Source organism: Dactylosporangium sp. NPDC050688, from assembly GCF_040654515.1.
Classification (GTDB): domain Bacteria; phylum Actinomycetota; class Actinomycetes; order Mycobacteriales; family Micromonosporaceae; genus Dactylosporangium.
In genome coordinates, this window is sequence record NZ_JBFAIC010000075.1 from 1 (window position 1) to 21,881 (window position 21,881).

The window sequence follows — 21,881 nt, forward strand, 5'->3', positions numbered from 1 at the left end:
AGGGCGTGCTGACCAGCGTCGCGGACGCCAACATCGGCTCCATCCTCGGCATCGGCTTCCCCGGCTGGACCGGCGGCGTGCTGCAGTACATCAACGGCTACCCGGGCGGGCTGGACGGGTTCATCGCCCGGGCCCGCGAGCTCGCCGCCCGCTACGGCAGCCGCTTCGACCCGCCGCAGCTGCTGCTGGACAAGGCCGCCCGCGGCGAACAGTTCCGCTGACCGCACACCGAAAGCCGGGCCCGGGGATGCCGCCACCCCGGGCCCGGCCCTGGTTTCTGGCCTGGTGTCAGGTTTGGTGTCCGGTCTGGTACATCTCGTCGATGACGGCCGCGTGCCGCTCGGCGACGACCCGGCGGCGCACCTTCAGCGACGGCGTGAGCTCACCGCTCTCGGGGGTCCAGGGGTCGGGCAGGATGCGGAACGCCCTGATCTGCTCGGGGTGCGCCAGCCGCTCGTTCACGGCGGACACCGCGGACGCCACGGCGGCGTGCACCGCGGGCTCCTTGGCGAGCGCGGCGGGCCGCCGGTCGGGCAGGCCGTGCGCGCCGGCCCAGATCGGCGCAACTTCCTCGTCGAGCACGACCAGCGCGGTGATGTACGGCCGCCGGTCGCCGATCGCGGCCGCCTGGCCGATCAGCGGGTTGGCCCGCAGCAGGTTCTCGATCTGCTGCGGGGCGATGTTCTTGCCGCTGGAGTTGATGATGAGGTCCTTCTTGCGGTCGGTGATGGCGAGGAAGCCGTCGGCGTCGAGCTCGCCGACGTCGCCGGTGGACAGCCAGCCGTCCTCGTCCACGACCGGCTCGACCTCGCCACTGGCCCGCAGGTACCCCTGGCACACGAGCGGGCCGCGGACCTGGATCTCGCCGTCGTCGAGCAGCCGCAGCTCCATACCGGGGTTGATCCGCCCGACGGTGCCGGGGCGGAAGGCAGCCGGGGTGTTGACGGTGGCTGAGCCGGTCGTCTCGGTCATGCCCCACACCTCGAGCACGTCGATGCCGAGGCCGGCCAGGAACAGCAGCACGTCGGCGGGGATCGGCGCGGCGCCGCTGCCGGCCCAGCGCAGCTCGTCGAGGCCGAGCATGCGCCGCATCGGCTGCAGCACCGCGGCGTCCGCCTCGGCGAGGCGGGCCAGCTGCTCGGCGGTGAGCGTCCGGCCCTCGGCCCGGGCGAGGTGGTGCTCGCGGGCCAGGGCGCTCGCCGCGTCGAACGCCTCGCGTACCGCGGGCTCGGCGGCGTCGAGGTGTGCCCGCACGCCGGCGGCGAGCCGCTCCCACACGCGCGGTACGCCGAACAGTGAGTGCGGCCGCACGACCCGCAGCGCGGCGGCGAACTGCTGCGGGTCGGGCACGATCGTGACGTACCCGGCCCGGTACACGAAGTTGTAGATGCCGAGCATCCGTTCGGCGATGTGCGCCAGCGGCAGGTACGCCAGGGTGCGCGGGTGGTCCGGCAGCGTCACCGTCGCCTCCAGCACCGCGGCCTGGTGCAGCACGTTGCGGTGGGTGAGCAGGACGCCCTTGGGGTCGCCGGTCGTGCCGGAGGTGTACAGCAGCGTCACCGGCTGCTCGGCGCGCACCTGCTGCCAGAGCGCCTCGAACACCGTGGGGTCGGCGCCGTGCGCGGCGGCGCCGTAGGACTCGACGGCGGCCAGCGGGGTCGTGCCCGGCTCGGCGGCGCCGGCGTCCACGACGATGACGTGCCGCAGGTCCGGCAGGTCGCCGAGCACGCCGAGCCAGCGGCGCAGCTCCTCCGGGCCGTCGACGACCAGCACCTTGGCCCGGCTGTGCTGGGCGACGTACCGCAGCTGGCCGGTGCTCAGGGTGGCGTACACGGTGCAGGGCACGGCGCCGAGGTGGACCGCGGCCAGGTCGAGCGTCCAGTGCTCGACCCGGCCGGGCATCATCATGATCATGCGGTCGCCCGGGCCGAGGCCGAGGGCACTGAGCCCGCGGGTGAGCACAGCGACCCGATCGCGCAGCGCGCGCCAGGTCACGATGCTGTCGACGCCGTGGATGCTCAGCGCCGCGTGGCCCGGGTAGTCGGTGGCGTTGCGGTGCAGCAGTTGGGGGATGGTGGCGCCGTCGGCGGTCGGCACGGGGACCTCCTGCTCGGGTTCAGAGGCGGGCGGCGAGACGTTGCGCGTTCATGTGGGCGATCGCCTGGATCGAGATCATCGGGTTGACCCCGGACGACGTCGGGAAGGTGGACGCGTCGGCCACGACCAGGTTCGGCACCTCCCAGGTGGCGCCGTCCGGGTCGGCGGCGGAGGTGGTGCGGTCGGTGCCCATCCGGGCGGCGCCCATGATGTGCATCGCGGCCATGGCGAGCTGCCCCGGGGCAGTGCCGAGGGCGGTGGTGTGGCCGATGAAGTCGTCGATGGTGCCCTTGCCGCGCCGCCAGGTGAGGCCGCGCTGGTGGCCGGAGAAGATGCTGGTCGCGCCGGCCGCCTCGACGATGCGGGCGGCGCCGTCGATCCCGGCGCGCAGGTGCGCCGCGTCGTACGGCGACAGGCGGTAGTGCACGACGGGCTCGCCGTCGCGGCCGACGGTGACCCGCCCGCTGTCGCGGTCGCGGGTGATGATGCCGACCCCGCTGAGGTGCGGCAGGGACCGCATCCGCTCCAGGTGGGCGCGGGCACCGGTCCAGCTCATGAACGACACGGCGATGGCCGGGTTGGTGGCGGCGGTCTCGTAGATGACCCCGTACCCGTGGCCGTCGAGGTCGGCGTGCTGGGTGGAGTACCGGGTCTGCATGCCGCCCTCCCACGGCCGGACCTCCTCGTCGAAGATGCCCCATACCCCGGTGGCCGGGTGCAGGCGCAGGTGCCGGCCGATGTTGGGGTTGCGCAGCCCGGAGCGGCGCAGCAGGGCCGGGGTCTGGATGCTGCCCGCCGCGGCGACGACGGCGCGGGCGTGGACGGTCACCGGGTGGCCGCCGGCCGCGGTGCCGGTGACGCCGGTGGCCCGGCCCGCCACGATCGTCACCGCGCGCACGTCGACCCCGACGAGCAGCCGGGCGCCGGCCTCCTGGGCGTCGACGAGCCAGGTCTTGGCGGTGGAGCGTTTGGCGCCGATGCGGCAGCCCAGCCCGCACCGGCCGCACTCGATGCCGGTGTCGCAGCCTTCGACGTTGCGGGGCATCGCGTCGACGTGCCAGCCGAGCCGGTGCAGGCCCCGTTCCATGAGCGCGTCGCGGGAGGAGGGCCGGTTGTGGCGCAGGTTGACGCCGAGGCGCTCCCACACCGCGTCGAGGCTGCGGTCGTACTCGGCGGTGGTGAACGGCCCGCCCCACTCCTCGCGCACGCGCGGCGGGGTGCGGAAACAGGTCGAGTAGTTCACCACGGTGCCGCCGCCGACGCCCTGACCCTGCAGCAGGCTGAGCTGGCCCTCGGCGGTGCTGGACGGGCCGGGCGCGTAGAGGCGGGACAGCCCGGACAGCTCCCCGCCGTCGAAGTCACGGTCGTCGTGGTACTCGCCCTTCTCGATGACGACGACATTGAGGCCGGCCGTGGCGAGGACGGCGGCCGCGGTGCCACCACCGGCGCCGGAGCCGACGACGACCACGTCACAGTCCAGGACGGTCGGGCCGGTCGGGCGGATCGGGGTGAGCGGCGGTTCGGGGGCGTCGGGGCGGGTGCCGAGCGGGCCGGGGTAGCCGATGGCGTCCCAGACCGGCGAGTGCCCGGTCGGGCCGGGCGTCATGTAGTACGCGAGCGTCGCGGCGCCCTTGAGCGCCTGGAACAGCGCCCGTTTCTGGGTGAGGCCCGAGTTGGCCAGGGCGAGCAGCATCTGTTCGCGGCGCTGCTGGGGCTGGCGGCTGAACCGCCGGGCGCCGCCGCCGAGGGCGAGGCGCACCAGGCGGGAGTCCCAGCCGCTCAGCAGCTGCAGGAACTGCCGGGTCTCCGCGGCGCGCGGGTTGTGCAGCGCGAGCGCGGCGACGACGTCGACGGCGCCGAGCCGGCTGGCGGGCGGGACGCCGTCGCCGTCACCCGGTGTGAAGGTGTCGCAGATGCTCTCCAGGGCGGCGCGCTGCTTCGCGGTCAGGTCCATCGGGTGGTGCCTCCGGGTCGGTGGGGGTGGTGCCGAAGTACGCCTCGGCGACGGCGTGCCGGTCGGCGCGCAGTTCGGCGGCCGGCCCGGCGAGGGCGACGCGGCCGTGGTGGAGCACGATGGCGCGGTCGGCGATGGACAGGGCCAGGTCGATGTGCTGCTCGACGAGCACGACGCCGACGCCGTGCCGGTCGGCGAGGGCCCGCACGGACGGCAGCAGCGCCTGCACCGCGACCGGGGCGAGGCCCATGCTCATCTCGTCGACCAGCAGCACGCGCGGCCGGCCGACGAGGGCCTTGGCGATGGCGAGCATCTGCTGCTCGCCGCCGGACAGCAGGCCGCACCGGCGCGGCATCAGCTCCGCGAGGGCGGGGAACAGTTCCAGGACCTGTTCGAGGCCGCCGCGCCGGGCGAGGGCGAGGTTCTCCCGGACCGTCAGGCCGTGGAACACGGCCCTGGTGTCGGGCACCAGGATCAGCCCGGCGCGCGCGTTGCGTTCCAGCCGCCGGTGCAGCGGCCGGCCGAACGCGGTGACGGTGCCGGCGCTGGGGCGGATGACGCCGGCGGCGGTCAGCAGGGTGGTCGTCTTGCCGGCGCCGTTGGGGCCCAGCAGGGCGAGCACCTCACCCTCGGCGACCTCCAGGTCGAGGTCGCGCACGGCGGGGATCCCGGCGTAGCCGGCGGTGATGCGGTCCAGGCGCAGCACGGCGGTCACGGCACCAGCTCCGATCCGAGGTACGCGCGGCGCACGAGCGGGTCGGCGAGGACCGCCCGCGGTGTGCCGTCGGCGATGACGCGGCCGTAGTCCAGGACGTAGACCCGGTCGCAGACGTCGGCGACGAGGGTCATGTCGTGGTCGATGAGCAGCACCGCGAGGCCGGACGCGGCGATCGCGCGGACGTGCGCGCCGAACTCGGCGCTCTCGTCGGTGTCCAGGCCGGCGGCCGGCTCGTCCAGCAGCACGACCCGGGTGGCGCCGACCAGGGCGCGGGCCACGCCGGCGATCTTCTGCCGGCCGAGGCTCAGCTCGCCGGGCTTGAGGTCGGCGACGAAGTGCAGGCCGAACATCTCCAGCACGTCGTCGACCCCGTCCTGGGGCGCGCGGCGGCCGATGAGGTCGCCGTACAGGTTGCGCAGCGGGCCGCGGCCGGTGGCGACGGCGACGTTCTGCCGGACCGTCAGGTCGGCGAACAGCTCGCCGGCCTGCCAGGTGCGGGCCAGCCCGGCGCGGCGGCGCCGGTGCGGCGGGAGCCGGTCGATGCGCTGCCCGGCGAGGCTCACCGTGCCGTGCGCCGGGGTGAAGCCGGTGACGGCGTCGACGAGGCTGGTCTTGCCGGCGCCGTTGGGCCCGATCAGCCCGACGACCTCCCCCGCCCCGACGGTGAGACTGACGTTGTCGTCGGCCAGGACCCCGCCGTAGCGGACGGTGAGCCCCGCGACGCTGAGCATAGTCATGCCGTCACCTCCGCTTCGCTCCGGCGCCGGCCTGACCTAGAAACTGCGCCCATGACCGAGAAACTGCGCCCATGATGACCAGCTCCTCGCTCCGCTGCGGGCCGGTCATGCCGCCACCTCCGCTTCGCTCCGGCGCCGCCCTGACCTAGAAACTGCGCCCATGATGACCAGCTCCTCGCTCCGCTGCGGGCCGGTCATGCCGCCACCTCCGCCGGGCGGCGGGCCGGTTTCGGCCGGCGTCTCAGGTGGGTGAGGCCGCCGGCGAGCCCGGACGGGTTGAGCACGGCCGTCACGATCAGCGCGCAGGCCGCGATGAGGGTGTAATACCGGCCGAGGCCGAGGGTGGAGCCGAGCAGCGTGTACAGCACGCCGAGCGGGGCGACCAGGCCGGCCACGAGCGCGCCGCCGATGCTGGTGATGCCGCCGACGTAGGCCATGCACAGGACGCTGAGCCCGACCACGACGTTGAACGACTCGGCCGACAGCTGGGAGCGGCTGTAGCCGATGAGGCACCCGCCGACGCCGGCGAGGAACGCCGACAGGGCGAACCCGGCGAGCTTGGTGCGGGCCACGTCGATCCCGGCGCTCGCCGCGGCCCGTTCGTTGGAGCGGATCGCCAGGAACGACTGGCCGGTCGCCCCGGCGAGCAGGCGGGCGACGAGGGCGACGAGCAGGCCGACGACGACCAGGACCGTGCCGGAGAACGCCGCGGTGGTCAGGTCGGTGCCGTTCCGCACGGCGAGGTCCCAGCCGAACAGGGCCGGCCCGTCGATGAGGTTGCCCTCGAACGGGGTGAGCGCCGGGTTGGCGAAGATGAGCTGTTGCAGCGCGACGGCCCCGGCGAGGGTGACCACCGCGAGCTGCGCGCCGCGGATGCGCAGCGCCGGCAGGCCGACGGCGACGCCGACGAGCGTGGCGACGGCCGCGGACACCAGGATCGACAGCGGGAACGGCACGCCCCAGGCGACCGTGGCCCGGGACAGGACGAACCCGCCGGTGCCTGCGAACGCCATCGAGGCGAGCGAGATCTGCCCGAGGTACCCGGTGAGCACCACCAGCGACAGGGCGATGAGGCCCATGATGACGGAGGTGACGACGCCGAAGCGCCAGCTGCCTGAGGTGACCGCGACGGCGACGGCCGCGGCGGCGGTCAGCCCGGCCGCCGCGGCCCACGGGTGCCGGGGCAGGGTGACGGCCGGCATGCGCACGGCGCCGAGGGCGCCGCGGGCCGGGATGTGCCGGCCCAGGACGACCAGCGCGACGACCACCAGGACGAACGGCAGCGCCTCGCCGAAGCCGGCCTGGGCCCAGGCCGGCCAGCCGTCCTTGGTGCTCAGCAGCAGCAGGATCGACTGCAGGCAGCCGATCGCGACGCCCGCCGCGCCGGCGACGGCGACCGAGGTCAGCCGGGCCAGCAGCGCGGCGGCGAGGCCGGGCAGGACGGCGAACATGGAGCCGATCGGGTCCAGGCCGATGCTGGGCGCGGCGAGGGTCGCCACGAGCGCCGTCGCCGCGCCGGTGATCACCCACATGACGCCGGCCAGCCGGTCCGGTGACAGGCCGGTGAGCCGGGCGGCGCGTTCGTCCTCGGCGCACGCCCGGGTCGCGACGCCCCACCGGGTGAGGCGGAAGTAGGCCGCCAGCGCCCCGGTCACCGCGACCGCCACCGCGAGCAGGAGCAGGTCGCTGACGTTCACGAAGGTGCCGCCCACGGCCAGGGTCCGGTCGGTGAGCAGCGGCTCGGCGAGGGCCCCGTTGGTGCTGAACCGCAGCGGCACCAGCGCGGCGATGGCCAGCATCAGCCCGACCGACGCGACCACCTGCGACAGCGGCGGCGCGGTGCGCAGCGGCCGGAACACCAGCCAGTGGGCGGCCAGCGCGAGCGCGGCGGTGCTGAGCACGCCGATCCCGACGGCCGTCCAGGCGGACACGGGGGCGCCGAGCGGCACCGAGCCGACCGGCAGCACGAGCGTGCCGCTGCGGCGCAGCTCGGCGACCACCCACATGCCCCACAGCGCGAACGAGCCCTGGGCGAAGTTGAGGACCCCGGTGGCGGCGTGCAACGACACGATCGACGCGGCGATCACGGCGTACACGGCGCCGGCCGCGAACCCCAGGGTGACGAACAGCAGGACCTGATCCATGGCTCGGGTTACACCGCTCCCGGGATGACGGCGAGGACCTGCGGCACCGGCGTGATCCACGTGCCGGTGGTGGGCTTGGCGGTGCCGTCGGGCTGCACGACGAACAGCAGCATCTGGGTGGTGCAGTTGGGTGAGGTGGCGCTGCCACAGGTGATCTTCGGGCCGAGGAAGCTCGGGAAGTCCTTGAGTGCCTTGAGGGTCTTGAGCACGCCGGGCCCGGTCAGGTCGGCGTCGCCGGCGGCGGCCAGGGCCTTGGCGAAGGTGACGAAGAGCGCGAACTCGCCGTAGGCGTAGTAGCCGGCGGTGCCGCCGTTGACCGCGGAGATGTACTTCTGGGCCAGGGTCAGTTCGGCCTGCGCGTCGGCGGGGGCGTACTTCGCCGCGGCCGGCAGCCAGGTCGAGGAGTACAGCGCGCCGCCGGCGGCCTGCGCGGGCGAGCTCTTGATGTAGTCGGTGCAGGCGGCGGTGAAGATCTCGCCCTGGTACTGCAGCTGCCGCAGCGCCTTGACCAGCGCCGAGCAGACCGCCTCGCTCGGGGAGGCGACGAGGCCGCCGACGTCGGGGTTGTCCTGCACGATGCTCGACGCGACGGCGGTGAAGTTGGGGCTGGTGGCGGAGAAGTAGATACCCTTGGCGGAGATGCCGAGCGTCTTGGCGAGCACGGGCAGCAGGTTGTCGATGGTCTGGTGCGAGGACGGGGTGTCGACCAGGGCCAGGGTGACGGACTTCTTTCCCTCGGCCTTGAACGCCTGCAGCGCGCCGATGAGGAACGACGCCTGCGGCGCGGCGAAGAACACCCGGTTCTCGGCCTTGGCGCCGGTCACCGAGTCGAACGGGATCATGCCGACGAGCGGGATCTGCGCGGCGGTGAGGGCTGGCAGGGCGGCGCTGGAGGACAGGTTGTAGCCGTCCATGACGGCCACGACCTTCTTTTCGACGAAGGTGTTCGCGCACGACTGGGCGCGCTCCGGCGTGGTGTCGGTGTCGCAGGGCACGACCTCGAGGGGGTGGCCGTTGATGCCGCCGAGCTCGCCGTTGATGTACGACAGGGCGGCCTTGACGCCGGTGTCGGTGCCGGGCTGCGGGACCGGCCCGCCGGACGGGTTGAGGAAGCCGACGGTGATCGGTGGTTTCGAGAAGGTGGGCGAGGCGCCCTGGGGGGTTGGGGTGGAGGAGGAAGAGCAGCCGGCCAGCAGGGTGGCGGCAATGACGGTGGCGGCCAGGGGGACGGTGGGAGACCGGCGCATGGGTTCGCTCATTTCGAAGACGTGGTCGCCGCCCGGTGGTGGTTGGGCGGTCGACGGACAGCTCGCCGTTGATGCAGACGCGGGATGGCGCGTGCCGGTGAACCGGTGTGCGGCCGGTTCACCGGCACCGGAGGTGCCAGGCTGATCGACCCGCGCGTTGCGCGGGCCCTCGTCGTTCTGCACGGCACTGTAAACCGGCGTTAACTTCTTTGGGAAGAGGGCACGTTTTTTGGCCGCCATGCTTGAGCCGGCAGGCGGTCATCGGTGAGAATCAGCCCTAACAAAAGGGCGGGGCGGTCAGGCCGCCGGGGCGTCCAGCATCGGCACCAGGAAGCGGCGGGCGACGTCGCGCAGCTGCTCCTCGTCGTCGAGATCGACCACGGCGCTCGGGGTGATCAGGAAGGAGGCCGACAGGCGGGTCCACAGCTCGGCGACGAGCTCGACGTCCACCTCGGCGCAGATCGTGCCGGCGTGCTGCTCGCTGCGCAGCTGCCCGGCGACGAAGCGCTGCACGGTGGCGTGCGTCCGGCCGCCGTCGCCGACCACGGACGGCACCACCAGGTCGGGCTCGGCGTTCATCAGCCCGCCGATCAGCGGGTTGCGCCGGATGGCCTGCAATGAGCTGACGAAGCCCAGCACGACCCGGTCGGCGACCGTCTCGGCGCGCTGGATGTCGAGCAGGAACTGGTCGAAGTAGCGCCGGAACTCGCGCCGCACGACCTGCTCGACCAGGGCGTCCTTGGTGGCGAAGCGCCGGTACGCGGTGATGCGCGAGACCCCGGCCCGCCGGGCGACGTCCTCCATCGTGGAGCGCCGGATGCCCATGCGGCTGAACTGCTCGTAGGCCGCGTCGAGCAGCCGCGTGGCGACCTCGTCGTTGTCGCCGGTGCGCTCCAGCGCCTCCGCGTAGGCCCGCTCCAGCAGCGAGTCAGCATCGGAAGTGGTGGCGACGAGGGCCGACAGCAACGGTTCCACGCGGCCGCCCCTCCCCCACTTCCGGACCGCGTCATCATACCGGGGAGCGCCGCCTGCCCGGATCGGCCCGGCGGGCGAGCGTGCCCGCCGAGCGGACCTGCGCCAGCGACACTGTGGCCAGGCTCAGCTCGTCCGGGGCGGGGTCGTCGACCAGCACGACCCGGCGCAGGCTGGGCAGGTCCGGCAGGATCGGCCGCCAGCGGACGAGGTCGGCCGGGCCGGCGAGGACCAGCAGCTGCGCGGCGCTGTGCCGGGCCAGCCGGCGCAGCGCCTCGATGCCCAGCGTGGGCCGCACCGGCACCGGCGTGGCGCCGACGTGCACCACGGCGACGTCGATCAGCCGGTACTCGGGGCGGCCGGCCAGCATGATCAGCACCCGGCCGCCGGGGCGCAGCCCGATGACGGTGAGGCCGCGGGCGACGACGGCGGCATCCTCGGGCAGGTCCTCAGACAGGGTGGTGCCGTCCCAGCGTTCGCCGGTTCCGTCCACGACGCGCTCCCTCAGGTCACTGAGCCGTCCAGCCGCCGTCCACGTGCAGGACGCTGCCGGTGACGTAGCTGGCCGCGTCCGAGGCGAGGAACGCGACCGCGCCGACGATCTCCTGCGGGCGGCCGAACCGGCCCATCGGGATGCGCTCACGCAGCCGCTTCGACCACACCTCGTGGTTGCGCAGGTCCTCGGTCATCTGCGTCTCCACGTAGCCGGGCGCGACCGCGTTGACCCGTACGCCGGCGTGCGCCCATTCCAGCGCCAGGGTCCGGGTGAGCTGCTCGAGGCCGCCCTTGCTGGCGCTGTACGCGGCCAGCCGGGGCAGCCCGACCTGGCCGTGCACCGACGACATGTTGATGATGCTGCCCGCGCCCTGGCGCAGCATGACCACGCCGGCCGCGCGGGCGCAGATGAAGACCCCGGTGAGGTTGGTGTCGAGCACCCGCTGCCAGTCGGCGGTGCCGAGCCGCTCGCTGCGCTGCAGCGCCGGGCTGATCCCGGCGTTGTTGACCAGCACGTCGAGGCGGCCCCAGCGCCGCTGCGCCAGCTCCACGACCGCGTCGGCGGTGGCCTCGTCGGTGACGTCGCCGGCGACGGTCTCCGCGGTGCCGCCGGCGGCGACGATCCGCTCGCACACCTCCCGCAGCGTGCCGGCGGCCCGCGCCTGCAGGATCACCGCGGCGCCCTGCTCGGCGAGACCCTCCGCGACCGCCGCGCCCAGCCCCCGTCCGGCCCCGGTGACCCAGGCGACCTTGCCTTCCAGCTGCCGGGTCATGCCATCGCCTCCGCTGCGCTCCGGCGCCGCCCTGACCCCGAAACAGCACCCATGACGCCCAGCCCTCCGCTACGCTGCGGCCCGGTCATGCCATCGCCTCCGCTGCGCCCCGGCGCCGCCCTGACCCCGAAACAGCACCCATGACGCCCAGCCCTCCGCTACGCTGCGGCCCGGTCATGCCGGCTTCCGGACCTGGAGCATGGGCACGAGGAACTGCCGGGCGACCGCGGCGAGGCGGGCCTCGTCGTCGAGGTCGACGATCTCGCTGGGGATGGCGAGGAACGACGCGGAGACCCGGACCATCATCTCCGCGGTGAGGTCGACGTCCAGCTCGGCGGGCACGTTGCCGGCGCGCTGCTCGCGGCGCAGCTGCCCGGCCAGGAACCGGCGCACGGTCGCGAGGGTCTGCCCGCCGTCGCTGATCATCGACGGCGCGACCAGGTCCGGCTCGGCGGCCATCAGGCCGCCGATCAGCGGGTTGCGCCGCAGCGCGCGCAGCGAGCTGACGAACCCGACGACCACCCGGTCGGCCACCGTGCCGGCCCGGCCGATGTCCAGCAGGAACTGGTCGAAGTAGCGCCGGAACTCCCGCCGCACGACCTCCTCGACGAGCGTGTTCTTGTTCGCGAAGCGCCGGTAGACGGTGATGCGGGAGACCTTGGCGCGGCGCGCCACGTCCTCCATGGTGCAGCGCTGGATGCCCACCCGGCAGAACTGCTCGTAGGCCGCGTCGAGCAGGGCCGCCTTGGCTTCGTCCTCGTCATCCACACCTTCAACTGCGTCAATGTATGCGCGTTCCACGAGCGACGTCACGATCACCTCCTTGAACGGTCTTGTGATGGCCGACACGGTGTGGTCTCATACGTGAAACACCGAGGCAATCTGCGTTTCATCGTATCAGATCTGCTTAAGACCTCAAGAAGGGGAGACGGGCATGGACCGGCTCAGCAGACGGAACGTGTTGGTGGCGGGCGGCGCCCTGGGCGCGATCGGTGCGCTGGGGGTGCCGGCCCCCGCGTGGAGCTGGTCGCCGTCCGGCTCGATCGCCGGCGCCGGCGCGGGGGTGGACCCGCGCTGGGTGTGGGACGAGGAGGCCGACCCGCTGGTCGCGGCGCTGATCGAGCGCGGCGACGTGCCGCGGGTCAACGACCTGCTGCGGACCTGGACCAAGAACGGCCAGGCACTGCCCAGCGGGCTGCCGGCGGACCTGCGCGACTTCATGGAGCACGCCCGGCAGCTGCCGGCCTGGGTCGACCAGCGCAAGCTCGCCCTCGCGGTGGACTTCAACACCAAGCGCGGGCTCTACCTGGGCGTGCTGTACGGGCTGGCCAGCGGCATGATGAGCACGGTCATCCCGAAGGAGGCGCGGGCGGTCTACTACTCGCAGGGCGGCGCCGACATGAAGGACCGCATCTCCAAGACCGCCAAGCTCGGCTACGACATCGGCGCGTACAACGCGTACCAGCCCGACGGCGAGATGATCGTGACCTGCGTCAAGACGCGCCTGGTCCACGCGGCGGTGCGCCACCTGCTGCCGCAGTCGCCGTACTGGTCGGCCGCCGCCGACGAGGAGATCCCGATCAGCCAGCGCGACATGATGGTCACCTGGCACAGCCTGCCGACGACCGTCATGCAGAAGCTCAAGGCCTGGAAGGTGCCGATCCCGGCGGCGGAGTCCGCGGCGTTCCTGCACTCCTGGCAGCTCGGCGCGTACCTGCTGGGCATCAAGGAGGAGTACATCCCCGCCTCGTGGGCCGAGGCCGACTCGCAGGCCGCGCAGGTGCTCACGCCGGTGCTGGCACCCACACGCGAGGGCATCAACCTGGCCGACATCCTGCTCAACCTGGGCGCCGGGATCGACGGCGGGCTGCTGACGAAGCCGATCCTCGGCGCGTTCACCCGGTTCCTGCTCGGCGACCAGATCGCCGGGTGGCTGCAGATCGGCCGCGAGCCGCTGTGGGACACGCTGCTGCGCACCGCCTGGGGGCCGTTCATCGCCGTGCGGGAGGGGCTGCTGCCGTTCCCCCTGGCCCCGGCCGCGTACTGGATGTTCGACGAGTTCCTGCGCAAGGCGGCGCTGCTGTTCCTGTCCGAGGCGCGGCCGATCCGCATCGAGATCCCGGTCGCCAACCGGCCGACCTGAGCTTGTTCTGATACGGAGAAACATCTAGCGTATCTACGTATCATTGCGAATACCCGAGGAGGGTGTACGGCATGGCGGAGCTCAGCCGAAGAAAGATTTTGATCTCGGGCGGCGCGTTGGGTGCGCTCGGTGCGCTGGGGGTCGTGTCCCCGGCGCACGCGGCGCCCTGGAACTGGCCGTCGGCGGGCTCGCTCGCCGGCGGCGGGGCCGCGGCCGGCGCCGACCCGCGCTGGGTGTGGGACGCGGAGGCCGATCCGCTGCTCGCGTCCCTGATCGACCGGGGCGACGTCCCGATGGTCAACCAGCTGCTGTGGGACTGGAACCGCAACGACCAGCCGCTGCCCGCCGGCCTCCCGGCGGACCTGCGCGACTTCATGGAGCACGCCCGGCAGATGCCGGCGTGGGCGGACCGGGCGAAGCTCGAGCGGGCGGCGCAGTTCAACAAGGCCCGTGGGCTGTATCTCAACCTGCTCAACGGCGTCGGCGGCGGGATGCTCAGCACCGCCATCCCGAAGGAGGCCCGGGCGGTCTACTACTCCAAGGGCGGCGCCGACATGGAGGACCGGGTCGCCAAGACCAGCATCCTCGGCTTCGCCGTCGGCGACCTCAACGCCTACCGCCCCGACGGCGACTGCATCGTGCAGGCGGTCAAGACCCGCCTGGTGCACGCCGCGGTGCGGCACCTGTTGCAACAGTCGCCGCACTGGGACGGCACCATCCCGATCAGCCAGGAGGACATGCTCGTCACCTGGCACACGCTGCCGACCTTCGCCATGCGCCGGATGCGTGACTGGCAGGTGCCGATGACCACCGCGGACACCGACGCCTACCTGCACGTGTGGCAGGTGACCGCCCACCTGCTCGGCATCAAGGACGAGTACATCCCCGCCAGCTGGGCCGCCGCCAACGCCCAGTCCGACCAGATCCTGCCCCGCAACATGGGCCCGACGCCCGAGGGCGTCATCCTCACCGACATCCTGCTGGGGCAGCTCGCCGAGCAGACCAGCCCCGGCTCCATCAGCCGCCCGCTGTGCAACGCGCTCGCCCGCTACCTCGTCGGCGACCAGGTCGCCGACTGGGACGGCATCCGCCGCGAGCCGGTGTGGGGCCCCCTCGTCAGCACCCTCTGGCCGCTGCTGGTCAAGTTCCGCGAGGGGCTCATCCCGCTGCCCCTGGTGCCCGAGACCGCCTGGGTCATCGACGAGGCCGTCCGCCGGTACATCCTGTTCTACCTCACCAAGGGCAAGGAGACGAAGCTCGAGATCCCCACCATGAACCGCCCCGAGTGAGGCGGCGATGAGCGAACCATTCGGGCGGCGGCGGTTTCTCGGCTACGTGCTGGCCGGCCCGGTCCTGGCGACCGCGGCCGAGCTCGCCCTGGGCCGGGACACCGCCGCCGCCCAGGCCCCGCAGGTACCCTCGCCGGAGATCACGGACCTGCTCGACCTCAACGACATGATGACCGCGGCTGCCCTGCCGACGTCCGGCCTGATCTCGGTCGAGGTGCAGCCGGACGGCACGGTCTCCTTCTCCCTGCCCCGGGCCGAGGTCGGGCAGGGCATCACCACCTCGACGGCGATGCTGATCGCCGAGGAGCTGTCGGTGCCGCTGGACCGGGTCCGGGTCACCCTCGCCGACGCCCGGCCCGAGCTGCTATTCAACCAGCTCACCGGCGGCTCCAACACCACCATCGCCACCTACACCCCGATCCGGGTGGCCGCCGCCGTCGCCCGCCTGCGGCTGCTGCAGGCCGCCGCGGGCGAGTTCGGCGCGGCCCCCGCCGACCTCCGCCTCCGCGACGGGATCGTCCTGGACCGGGCCGGCCGCAGCATCGCCATCGGCGATCTCGCGGTGAAGGCCGCGAGCACGCGGACCGAGCCGGTCGCGGTGGACCTCGCCCCCCGCGAGTCCTTCACCGTCATCGGCCGCCCCACCAACCGCGTCGACGCGCTCGCCGCGGTGACCGGGCGCAAGCGGTTCGCCATGGACCTCGACGTCGCGGGCGCGAAGCCGACCATGGTGTGCCGCCCGCCGACGATCAACGGCAAGGTCGGCTCCGTCGCCAACCTCGCCGAGGTGCGCGCCATGCCCGGCGTCACCGACGTCGTGGTGATCTCCACCGGCGTGGCGGTCCGCGCGGACACGTTCGGGCAGTGCATCGACGCGGTGCGGGCGCTGCGGGTCACCTGGCGGCCCGGCACCGCCGAGGGCAAGTCCGACCAGAGCGTCCGGCAGTCCCTCGCCGCCGCCGAGATCCCGCTCGGGCTGCGCCCGCCGACCCCCGTCGTGGAGGGGCTGTTCACGTTCCAGTTCCGCAGCAACAGCGCGCTGGAGCCCAACTGTGCCATCGCCGACGTCCGCGCCGGCCGGGCCGAGATCTGGTCGGCGCTGAAGTCGCCGATCGTGACCAAGCAGGCGATCGCGGCGAAGCTCGGGCTGCCGGTGTCCGCCGTCACCGTGCACGTCACCGAGGGCGGCGGGTCGTTCGGCCGCAAACTGTTCGGCGACGCCGCGCTGGAGGCGGCCGAGGTGTCCCAGAAGCTCGGCAAGCCCGTGAAGCTCATGTGGCACCGGGCCGACGACTCCCGCCAGGGGCGCGTGCACCCGATGGCCACCTCCCGCGTACGGATCTCGTACCTCGGCGGCACGGTGCTCAGCTACACCCAGCGGCACACCAGCGTCGCCACCGACCTCAGCCACGGCCTGGGCGAGATCATCACCGCCATGGCCGCCCGGCTGCCGGTCGGCGACATCGGGTTCTCCGAGACGTTCTTCCAGCTCAGCCAGCAGATGTCGTACAACTTCGGGGCCAACAGTCGGCTGCTGTCCGAGACCGACAAGAGCTTCAACACCGGCAGCATGCGCAACGTGTACTCCCCCGACGTCACCTGCGCCCGGGAGCTGGTCGTCGACCAGGTCGCAGCGCGGATGGGCAAGGACCCGTACCGGTTCCGGCGGGAGTTCCTGCGCGACGCGCGCTGCCGCGCGGTGCTCGACGCGGTGGCCACCGCCGGCGGGTGGGGCCGGTCGATGCCGGCCGGCACCGCCCAGGGCATCGCGTTCCACGCCGAGTACAAGGCGGTCAGCGCCGCGCTGGTGGAGATCGACTGCCGGCCCGCCACGGTCAACCGGCCGATCCGCGACGGCGTGGCCGGCCCCCGGGTCACCAAGGTCGTGTTCGCCGTCGACGTGGGGCTGGTCGTCAACCCGCGCGGGCTGGAGGCGCAGATGATGGGCGGCGTCATGGACGGCATCGCCCAGGCGCTGACCGCCGGCCTGCACCTGCGCGACGGGTACTTCCTCGAGGCGAGCTGGGACAACTACTTCTACACCCGGCAGTGGAACACCCCGCCCGAGCTTCGGGTCATCATCGTGCCCAGCACCAGCGAGCAGCCCGGCGGCGCGGGCGAGCTGGGCGTCGCCGCGTCGATGGCCGCGGTCGCGTGCGCGTACGGGCGGGCCACCGGCACCATGCCGACCACCTTCCCGATCAACCACGGCACGCTGTCCTTCACCCCGAAGCCGACGATCCCGCCCGTCCCGCCGTCGCCGTCCGACGGCCTCGCGCACCCCTGGGAGCCCTGACATGCCCGAGCACACGTTCCGCGTCAACGGCGAGCAGGTCACCGTCGACGTCCCCGACGACGTGCGGCTGCTGTGGGTGCTGCGCGACGTCCTGGGCATCACCGGCCCGAAGTACGGCTGCGGCATCAGCGTCTGCAAGGCCTGCACCAGCCACCTCAACGGCAAGGGCATCACGCCGTGCGCGGTGCCGGTGAAGGACCTCGGGCCGGCCGACGAGGTGACCACCATCGAAGGGCTGGCCGCGACCGCCGGCGGTGACCTGCACCCGATGCAGCAGGCCTGGCTCGACCACGACGTGTCCCAGTGCGGGTACTGCCAGCCCGGGCAGATCATGGCCGCGGTCGCGCTGGTTCGGCGGGTCGCCGCCGAGGGCCGCGCCATCACCGACGCGGACCTCGACAGCCTGCGCAACGTCTGCCGCTGCGGCACGTACCCACGCATCCGCCAGGCCATCAGGGCGGCCGCGGCGAACATGTGACGGCGGCGGTCACCGACCCCCGGCCCGGGCGCTGCCACCAGGAGGCGCGCCCGGGCCGCGGCCGATCACACCGCGGGCTGCCCGCCCGCCTGCGGGCCGCCGCTGGTCAGCCCGGCCACCGGAGCGTCACCGGCCGCCGGGGCATCGCCAGCCACCGCGGCACCACCGGCCGCCAGGGCACCACCGGCCGCCAGGGCACCACCGGCCGCCGGGGCACCACCGGCCACCGCGGCACCACCGGCCGCCGGGGCATCGCCGAGGCCGAACTGGCCGCCGGCCTGTACCGCCCCGGCGTCACCGCCGGTTGACCCGGCCCGGCGTCACAGCTCGGCGCGGGTCAGCAGGAGGCGGCGCAGGCTGGTGGGGTCGCCGGCGAGGAGGCGGTTGGTGGTGGCGCGTTTCAGGTACCGGTGCGCGTCGTGCTCCCAGGTGAAGCCGATCCCGCCGAGCAGCTGGATCGACGCCCTGGTCACGGTCCACGCGGCCTCGGTGGCGATGAGCTTGGCGAGCGGGGCGGCGGTCGCGAACTCGGGGGTGCCGTGGGCCCGCAGGGCGTACCAGACCGACGACTGCGCCTGTTCGACGGCGACGTGCAGGTCGGCGACCCGGTGCCGCAGCGCCTGGAAGGTGGCCAGCGGTACCCCGAACTGGGTACGGGTGCGCAGGTGCTCGGCGGTGCTGCGCAGCGAGGCGCGGGCGACCCCGACGGACTCCGCGGCGAGGGCGGCGTGCAGCAGGTCGTGCGCGCGGCCGGCGTCGCGGGCGACGAGCCGGGCCGGGGCCTGCCACAGCACGAGGGTGCCCTGGCCGCGGGTCTGGTCCAGGGTGGGCTGCGGGCGGATGTCGGGGTCGGTGACGGCGTACAGCGCGGTGCCGTCGGACACCATCACCACCCCGGCCGTGTCCGCGTCGAGGACGTGCGCGAACGAGCCGTCCAGGACGTAGCCGTCGCCGTCGGGGCGGGCGGTGCAGGTGCCGTCGAGGGCGACGGCGCCGACGAGGTCGCCGGAGGCGAGCGCCGGCAGCAGCTCGGCGGCGGCGGGCAGGTCCGGGTCCAGGGCGAGGGTGGCGACGGTGGTGGCCAGCAGCGGCGAGGCCAGCAGTGCGGCGCCGGCCTCCTCCAGCACGATGCCGGCCTCCACGAGGGTGGCGCCGAAGCCGCCGTGCTCCTCGGCGACCGCGAGGGCGGTCAGGCCGAGTTCGCCGGTGAGCCGGTCCCAGTCGGCGCCGGTACGGAAGAACGCGGCGACGCTGTCGCGCAGGGCGGCGTGTTCGGGGTTCATCGGGTGCCTCGCGGGGTGCGGCCGAGGACGTGGTCGGCGACGATGTTGCGCTGGATCTCGTCGGAGCCGCCGTAGATGGTGTCGGCGCGGGTGAACAGGAACAGCCGCTGGGCGTCGGTGAGCTCGTACGGCGCGGCCTCGGCGATCGTCGCGGCGGCCCCGGCGACGTCCATGGCGAGCTCGCCGAGGCGCTGGTGCCAGCCGGCCCACAGCAGCTTCGCCACGGACGCGCCGGCCGGGTCCGGTGACGTGGCCGACAGCGCCCGCAGCGCGTGGTGGCGCAGGCCCTGCAGTCCGGCCCAGGCGTCCGCGATCCGGTCGGCGACGACCGGGTCGTCGAAGGTGCCGTTGGCGCGGGCGGCAGCCACGACGGCGGCCAGCTCGCGGGCGAAGCCGAGCTGCTGGCCGAGGGTGGCGACGCCGCGCTCGTAGGTCAGGGTGCTGGTGGCCACCCGCCAGCCGTCGCCGGGTGCGCCCACGACCAGGTCGGCGTCGGTACGGGCACCGTCGAAGAACACCTCGTTGAACTCCGAGGTGCCGGTGAGCTGTTTGATCGGCCGGACCTCGACGCCGGGCTGGCGCATCGGGACCAGCAGGTAGGACAGGCCGTCCTTGCGGGTGGCGGCGGGATCGGTACGGGCCAGGACGAAGCACCAGTCCGCGACGTGCGCCAGGGACGTCCACACCTTCTGCCCGGTGATCCGCCAGGCGCCGTCGTCGCCTTGGATCGCCCTGGTACGCACGCCGGCCAGGTCGGAGCCGGCGCCAGGCTCGGAGTACCCCTGGCACCACAGCTCCTCGCCGCGGGCGATCGGCGGCAGGAACCGCTCGCGCTGGGCGTCGGTGCCGTGCGCGATGAGGGTCGGCGCGAGCAGGTACTCGCCGATGTGGCTGAGCCGGCCTGGGCCGCCGGCGCGGGCGTACTCCTCGAAGAACACGACCTGTTCGGCGATGGTGGCGCCGCGGCCGTACGGTGCGGGCCAGCCGAGCCCGATCCAGCCGGCGGCGCCGAGGACGCGTTCCCAGCGGGCCCGCAGCTCGAGGTGCTCGTGCTCGCGGCCCGGGCCGCCGGCGCCGACGAGCGGGGCGAACTCGCCGGTCAGGTGCTCGCGCAGCCAGGCGCGGATGTCCGCGGCCCGCAGCGCGACCTCAGGCGCCATAGACGGCCGCCGGGGCTGGGGCGCGCGAGAGCAGCTCACGCACGACGGGGCCGAGCTCGTCGGGGTGCCAGCGGCGGCCGGCGTCGCGGGTCTCGCCGTGCTGCCAGCCGTCGGCGACGCTGATCGCGCCGCCGGAGACCTCGAAGACGCGGCCGGTGACGTCGCCGCTGTCGGCGCCGGCGAGCCACACGACGAGCGGGGACACGTTCTCGGGGGCCATGGCGTCGAAGCCGGTGCCGGGGGCGCGCATCGCGTCGGCGAACACGGTCTCGGTCATGGCGGTGAGCGCGGCGGCGTCCAGGTCGTTGAGCACGAGCCGGGCGCCGGCCTCGGCGAGCGCGAGCGCGTGCGCCCGGCCCAGGCCCTGGGCGGCGCCGGTGACGATGACGGATCTCATACGCGGAGCACCTCTCGCTGGTACCGGCGGATCTTGTCGCGGACGCCGACGGGGTCGTTCGGGTCGGCCCGGATGACGACCCGGGACACGCCGAGGGAGCGCAGCGTCTCCAGGTCGCCGACGTTGCCGGGGGCCCGCATGGTGATCTCGATGTCGTCGAGGCTGCGCCCGGCGGCGGCACACTCCTCGGCGAGGGCGGCGCGCAGCTCGGCGAAGCGGGTGCCGGTGACGCCGAGGGGGTACCAGCCGCTGCCGTGCCGGGCGGCGCGGCGCACCGCGGCCATGGAGTGCCCGCCGACGACGATCGGCACGCCGCCGGGGCGGGTGGGCCGGGGGCGGCTGTGCACGTCGCGGAAGTGGACGAACCGGCCGGTGTACGTGGCCGGCGCCTGGGTCCACAGCGCGCGCATGGCCTCGAGGTACTCGTCGGCGCGGGCACCGCGGTGCTCGAAGGGTACGCCGACGGCGTCGTACTCCTCGCGCAGCCAGCCGACACCGATGCCGGCCAGGAGCCGCCCGCCGCTGAGCACGTCCACGGTGGCGAGGCGTTTCGCGAGGTCGACGGGGTGGTGCTCGGGCAGAATGAGCATGGCGGTGCCGAGGCGCAGGCGGGTGGTGTGCGCGGCGGCGAAGGTGAGCCAGTGCAGCGGGTCGGGGATGTCGTCACCGGCGCCGAGGTTCATCCGGCCGCCGGGGTCGTACGGGTACGCCGAGGTGTAGTCGTCAGGCACGACCACGTGCTCGACGGCCCAGACCGACTCGCACCCGAGCTCCTCCAGCAGCCGCACGAAACGCGCGGTCGTGGCCGGGTCGGCCGCGCCGGTGCCACCGAGGACCGGCATGACCCCGAGTTTCAGCTCCACGACGGGTACTCTACCAAACGCTTGCTTGGTAACGTAAGCGGATGGATTTCACGTTCCGCAAGGGCGTCGCGGTCGTCACCGGCGCCACCGGCGGCATCGGCGAGGCCGTCGCCCGGCTCCTCACCGCGCGCGGCAGCCGGGTGCTGCTGGCGTACCGCAGCAACGCGGCCCGCGCCGAGGCCCTCGCCGCCGAGCTGCCCGGCGCCACCACACACCGGGTCGAGCTGACCGACCCGGCCTCGTGCGCCGCGCTGCTCGACGCCGCACCGGTCGTGCACACCCTCGTGCACGCCGCCGGCCCGCACGTACCGATGCTGCACCTGAGCCGGGTCACGCCGGAGCACTTCGCCGCGCAGCTCACCGACGACGTGGCCGGCTTCTTCAACATCCTCGCCGCGACCCTGCCCCGGCTGCGCGAGTCCCGCGGCAGCCTGGTCGCCGTCACCACCGCCGCCACCCGCCGCTTCCCCGTCCGCGACGGCCTGTCCGCCGGCCCGAAGGCCGCGGTCGAGGCCCTCGTGCGGGGCATCGCCGCCGAGGAGGGCCGCTTCGGCGTACGAGCCAACTGCGTCGGCCCGGGCATGCTCACCGACGGCATGGCGGCCCGTCTGATGACCGACGGCGACCTGGACGAACGCGCCCTGGAGGTGACCCGGGGCAACATCCCGCTACGGACGTTCGGCACGGCCACCGACGTCGCCGAGGCGGTGTGCTTCCTCGCCAGCGACCGGGCCAGGTTCATCACCGGCCAGAAACTCGACGTCGACGGCGGCTACGCCGCCTGACCGATGTCATGACCGACCAGCGGCAGCGCTCGTCCGCAGCAGGATCGCGC

General features: G+C 73.7%; 20 protein-coding genes and 1 pseudogene. 7 read left to right on the forward strand and 14 right to left on the reverse strand.

Going from position 1 to position 21,881, the window contains the following annotated elements; all coding sequences use genetic code 11:
- A pseudogene (locus AB0H83_RS43455) lies at positions 1-221 on the forward strand (3-hydroxyacyl-CoA dehydrogenase); the annotation flags it as partial.
- A gap of 67 nt (positions 222-288) precedes the next feature.
- On the opposite strand, the gene AB0H83_RS43460 reads toward AB0H83_RS43455, so the two are convergent.
- From AB0H83_RS43460 to AB0H83_RS43505, 10 genes are all read right to left on the reverse strand, one after another.
- Positions 289-2,097 carry a long-chain fatty acid--CoA ligase gene (locus AB0H83_RS43460; RefSeq protein ID WP_360106867.1) on the reverse strand — a complete coding sequence of 603 codons (1,809 nt, stop codon included), beginning with the start codon at positions 2,095-2,097 and terminating at the stop codon, positions 289-291.
- Positions 2,098-2,116: 19 nt separating this feature from the next.
- Positions 2,117-4,051 carry a GMC family oxidoreductase N-terminal domain-containing protein gene (locus AB0H83_RS43465; RefSeq protein WP_360106870.1) on the reverse strand — a complete coding sequence of 645 codons (1,935 nt, stop codon included), beginning with the start codon at positions 4,049-4,051 and terminating at the stop codon, positions 2,117-2,119.
- Positions 3,987-4,766, reverse strand: coding sequence for an ABC transporter ATP-binding protein (locus AB0H83_RS43470; protein ID WP_360106873.1), 780 nt, complete (start codon positions 4,764-4,766; stop codon positions 3,987-3,989). Before AB0H83_RS43470 ends, AB0H83_RS43465 begins: the two co-directional genes overlap by 65 nt.
- Positions 4,763-5,506, reverse strand: coding sequence for an ABC transporter ATP-binding protein (locus AB0H83_RS43475; protein WP_360106876.1), 744 nt, complete (start codon positions 5,504-5,506; stop codon positions 4,763-4,765). Before AB0H83_RS43475 ends, AB0H83_RS43470 begins: the two co-directional genes overlap by 4 nt.
- Before the next feature lie 194 nt (positions 5,507-5,700).
- A complete protein-coding gene (locus AB0H83_RS43480; RefSeq protein ID WP_360106879.1) occupies positions 5,701-7,650 on the reverse strand; it encodes an ABC transporter permease in 1,950 nt (649 codons plus the stop codon).
- A gap of 8 nt (positions 7,651-7,658) precedes the next feature.
- Positions 7,659-8,897: an ABC transporter substrate-binding protein gene (locus tag AB0H83_RS43485; RefSeq protein ID WP_360106882.1), complete on the reverse strand. Its 1,239-nt coding sequence runs from the start codon at positions 8,895-8,897 to the stop codon at positions 7,659-7,661.
- 297 nt (positions 8,898-9,194) lie between these two features.
- The gene (locus AB0H83_RS43490) at positions 9,195-9,872 is read right to left on the reverse strand and encodes a helix-turn-helix domain-containing protein (protein ID WP_360106885.1); all 678 of its coding nucleotides are present in this window, start codon (positions 9,870-9,872) and stop codon (positions 9,195-9,197) included.
- Positions 9,873-9,906: 34 nt separating this feature from the next.
- Entirely contained in the window at positions 9,907-10,362 is a 456-nt protein-coding gene (locus tag AB0H83_RS43495; protein WP_360106888.1) for an AMP-binding protein, read from the reverse strand.
- 16 nt (positions 10,363-10,378) lie between these two features.
- A complete protein-coding gene (locus AB0H83_RS43500) occupies positions 10,379-11,137 on the reverse strand; it encodes a 3-oxoacyl-ACP reductase family protein (RefSeq protein ID WP_360106892.1) in 759 nt (252 codons plus the stop codon).
- 174 nt (positions 11,138-11,311) lie between these two features.
- Complete coding sequence (locus tag AB0H83_RS43505) at positions 11,312-11,950, reverse strand: helix-turn-helix domain-containing protein (RefSeq protein ID WP_360106895.1); 639 nt, start codon at positions 11,948-11,950, stop codon at positions 11,312-11,314.
- A gap of 121 nt (positions 11,951-12,071) precedes the next feature.
- Between AB0H83_RS43505 and AB0H83_RS43510 the strand changes: the two genes are divergently transcribed.
- From AB0H83_RS43510 to AB0H83_RS43530, 5 genes are all read left to right on the forward strand, one after another.
- Entirely contained in the window at positions 12,072-13,280 is a 1,209-nt protein-coding gene (locus AB0H83_RS43510; protein ID WP_360106898.1) for an oxygenase MpaB family protein, read from the forward strand.
- A 71-nt stretch (positions 13,281-13,351) separates the two neighbouring features.
- On the forward strand, positions 13,352-14,569 hold the full coding sequence (locus tag AB0H83_RS43515; protein WP_360106901.1) for an oxygenase MpaB family protein: 1,218 nt from the start codon (positions 13,352-13,354) through the stop codon (positions 14,567-14,569).
- Positions 14,570-14,576: 7 nt separating this feature from the next.
- The gene (locus AB0H83_RS43520) at positions 14,577-16,865 is read left to right on the forward strand and encodes a molybdopterin cofactor-binding domain-containing protein (RefSeq protein WP_360106904.1); all 2,289 of its coding nucleotides are present in this window, start codon (positions 14,577-14,579) and stop codon (positions 16,863-16,865) included.
- 1 nt (position 16,866) lies between these two features.
- Complete coding sequence (locus tag AB0H83_RS43525) at positions 16,867-17,343, forward strand: (2Fe-2S)-binding protein (protein ID WP_360106907.1); 477 nt, start codon at positions 16,867-16,869, stop codon at positions 17,341-17,343.
- Positions 17,340-17,651 (forward strand): hypothetical protein, encoded by a 312-nt coding sequence (locus tag AB0H83_RS43530; protein ID WP_360106910.1) that lies wholly within the window; start codon positions 17,340-17,342, stop codon positions 17,649-17,651. Before AB0H83_RS43525 ends, AB0H83_RS43530 begins: the two co-directional genes overlap by 4 nt.
- A 12-nt stretch (positions 17,652-17,663) precedes the next feature.
- On the opposite strand, the gene AB0H83_RS43535 is transcribed toward AB0H83_RS43530, so the two are convergent.
- From AB0H83_RS43535 to AB0H83_RS43550, 4 genes are read right to left on the reverse strand one after another with little or no spacing between them, the layout of a single operon-like run.
- The gene (locus AB0H83_RS43535; RefSeq protein ID WP_360106913.1) at positions 17,664-18,626 is read right to left on the reverse strand and encodes an acyl-CoA dehydrogenase family protein; all 963 of its coding nucleotides are present in this window, start codon (positions 18,624-18,626) and stop codon (positions 17,664-17,666) included.
- Positions 18,623-19,786 carry an acyl-CoA dehydrogenase family protein gene (locus tag AB0H83_RS43540; protein ID WP_360106916.1) on the reverse strand — a complete coding sequence of 388 codons (1,164 nt, stop codon included), beginning with the start codon at positions 19,784-19,786 and terminating at the stop codon, positions 18,623-18,625. Before AB0H83_RS43540 ends, AB0H83_RS43535 begins: the two co-directional genes overlap by 4 nt.
- Complete coding sequence (locus tag AB0H83_RS43545) at positions 19,776-20,183, reverse strand: SDR family NAD(P)-dependent oxidoreductase (RefSeq protein ID WP_360106919.1); 408 nt, start codon at positions 20,181-20,183, stop codon at positions 19,776-19,778. The genes AB0H83_RS43540 and AB0H83_RS43545 overlap by 11 nt, the downstream gene beginning before the upstream one ends.
- On the reverse strand, positions 20,180-21,046 hold the full coding sequence (locus tag AB0H83_RS43550) for an LLM class F420-dependent oxidoreductase (protein ID WP_360106922.1): 867 nt from the start codon (positions 21,044-21,046) through the stop codon (positions 20,180-20,182). The genes AB0H83_RS43545 and AB0H83_RS43550 overlap by 4 nt, the downstream gene beginning before the upstream one ends.
- Before the next feature lie 41 nt (positions 21,047-21,087).
- Between AB0H83_RS43550 and AB0H83_RS43555 the strand changes: the two genes are divergently transcribed.
- Positions 21,088-21,831: an SDR family oxidoreductase gene (locus tag AB0H83_RS43555; protein WP_360106925.1), complete on the forward strand. Its 744-nt coding sequence runs from the start codon at positions 21,088-21,090 to the stop codon at positions 21,829-21,831.
- Positions 21,832-21,881 lie beyond the last annotated feature (50 nt).

Bases quoted from the DNA above. Each gene is read 5' to 3' on its own strand.
- AB0H83_RS43465 (WP_360106870.1), bottom strand. From the start codon at position 4,051: ATGGACCTGACCGCGAAGCAGCGCGCCGCCCTGGAGAGCATCTGCGAC.
- AB0H83_RS43475 (WP_360106876.1), bottom strand. From the start codon at position 5,506: ATGACTATGCTCAGCGTCGCGGGGCTCACCGTCCGCTACGGCGGGGTC.
- AB0H83_RS43480 (WP_360106879.1), bottom strand. From the start codon at position 7,650: ATGGATCAGGTCCTGCTGTTCGTCACCCTGGGGTTCGCGGCCGGCGCC.
- AB0H83_RS43485 (WP_360106882.1), bottom strand. From the start codon at position 8,897: ATGCGCCGGTCTCCCACCGTCCCCCTGGCCGCCACCGTCATTGCCGCC.
- AB0H83_RS43500 (WP_360106892.1), bottom strand. From the start codon at position 11,137: ATGACCCGGCAGCTGGAAGGCAAGGTCGCCTGGGTCACCGGGGCCGGA.
- AB0H83_RS43510 (WP_360106898.1), top strand. From the start codon at position 12,072: ATGGACCGGCTCAGCAGACGGAACGTGTTGGTGGCGGGCGGCGCCCTG.
- AB0H83_RS43515 (WP_360106901.1), top strand. From the start codon at position 13,352: ATGGCGGAGCTCAGCCGAAGAAAGATTTTGATCTCGGGCGGCGCGTTG.
- AB0H83_RS43520 (WP_360106904.1), top strand. From the start codon at position 14,577: ATGAGCGAACCATTCGGGCGGCGGCGGTTTCTCGGCTACGTGCTGGCC.
- AB0H83_RS43525 (WP_360106907.1), top strand. From the start codon at position 16,867: ATGCCCGAGCACACGTTCCGCGTCAACGGCGAGCAGGTCACCGTCGAC.
- AB0H83_RS43535 (WP_360106913.1), bottom strand. From the start codon at position 18,626: ATGAACCCCGAACACGCCGCCCTGCGCGACAGCGTCGCCGCGTTCTTC.
- AB0H83_RS43540 (WP_360106916.1), bottom strand. From the start codon at position 19,786: ATGGCGCCTGAGGTCGCGCTGCGGGCCGCGGACATCCGCGCCTGGCTG.
- AB0H83_RS43545 (WP_360106919.1), bottom strand. From the start codon at position 20,183: ATGAGATCCGTCATCGTCACCGGCGCCGCCCAGGGCCTGGGCCGGGCG.
- AB0H83_RS43555 (WP_360106925.1), top strand. From the start codon at position 21,088: ATGGATTTCACGTTCCGCAAGGGCGTCGCGGTCGTCACCGGCGCCACC.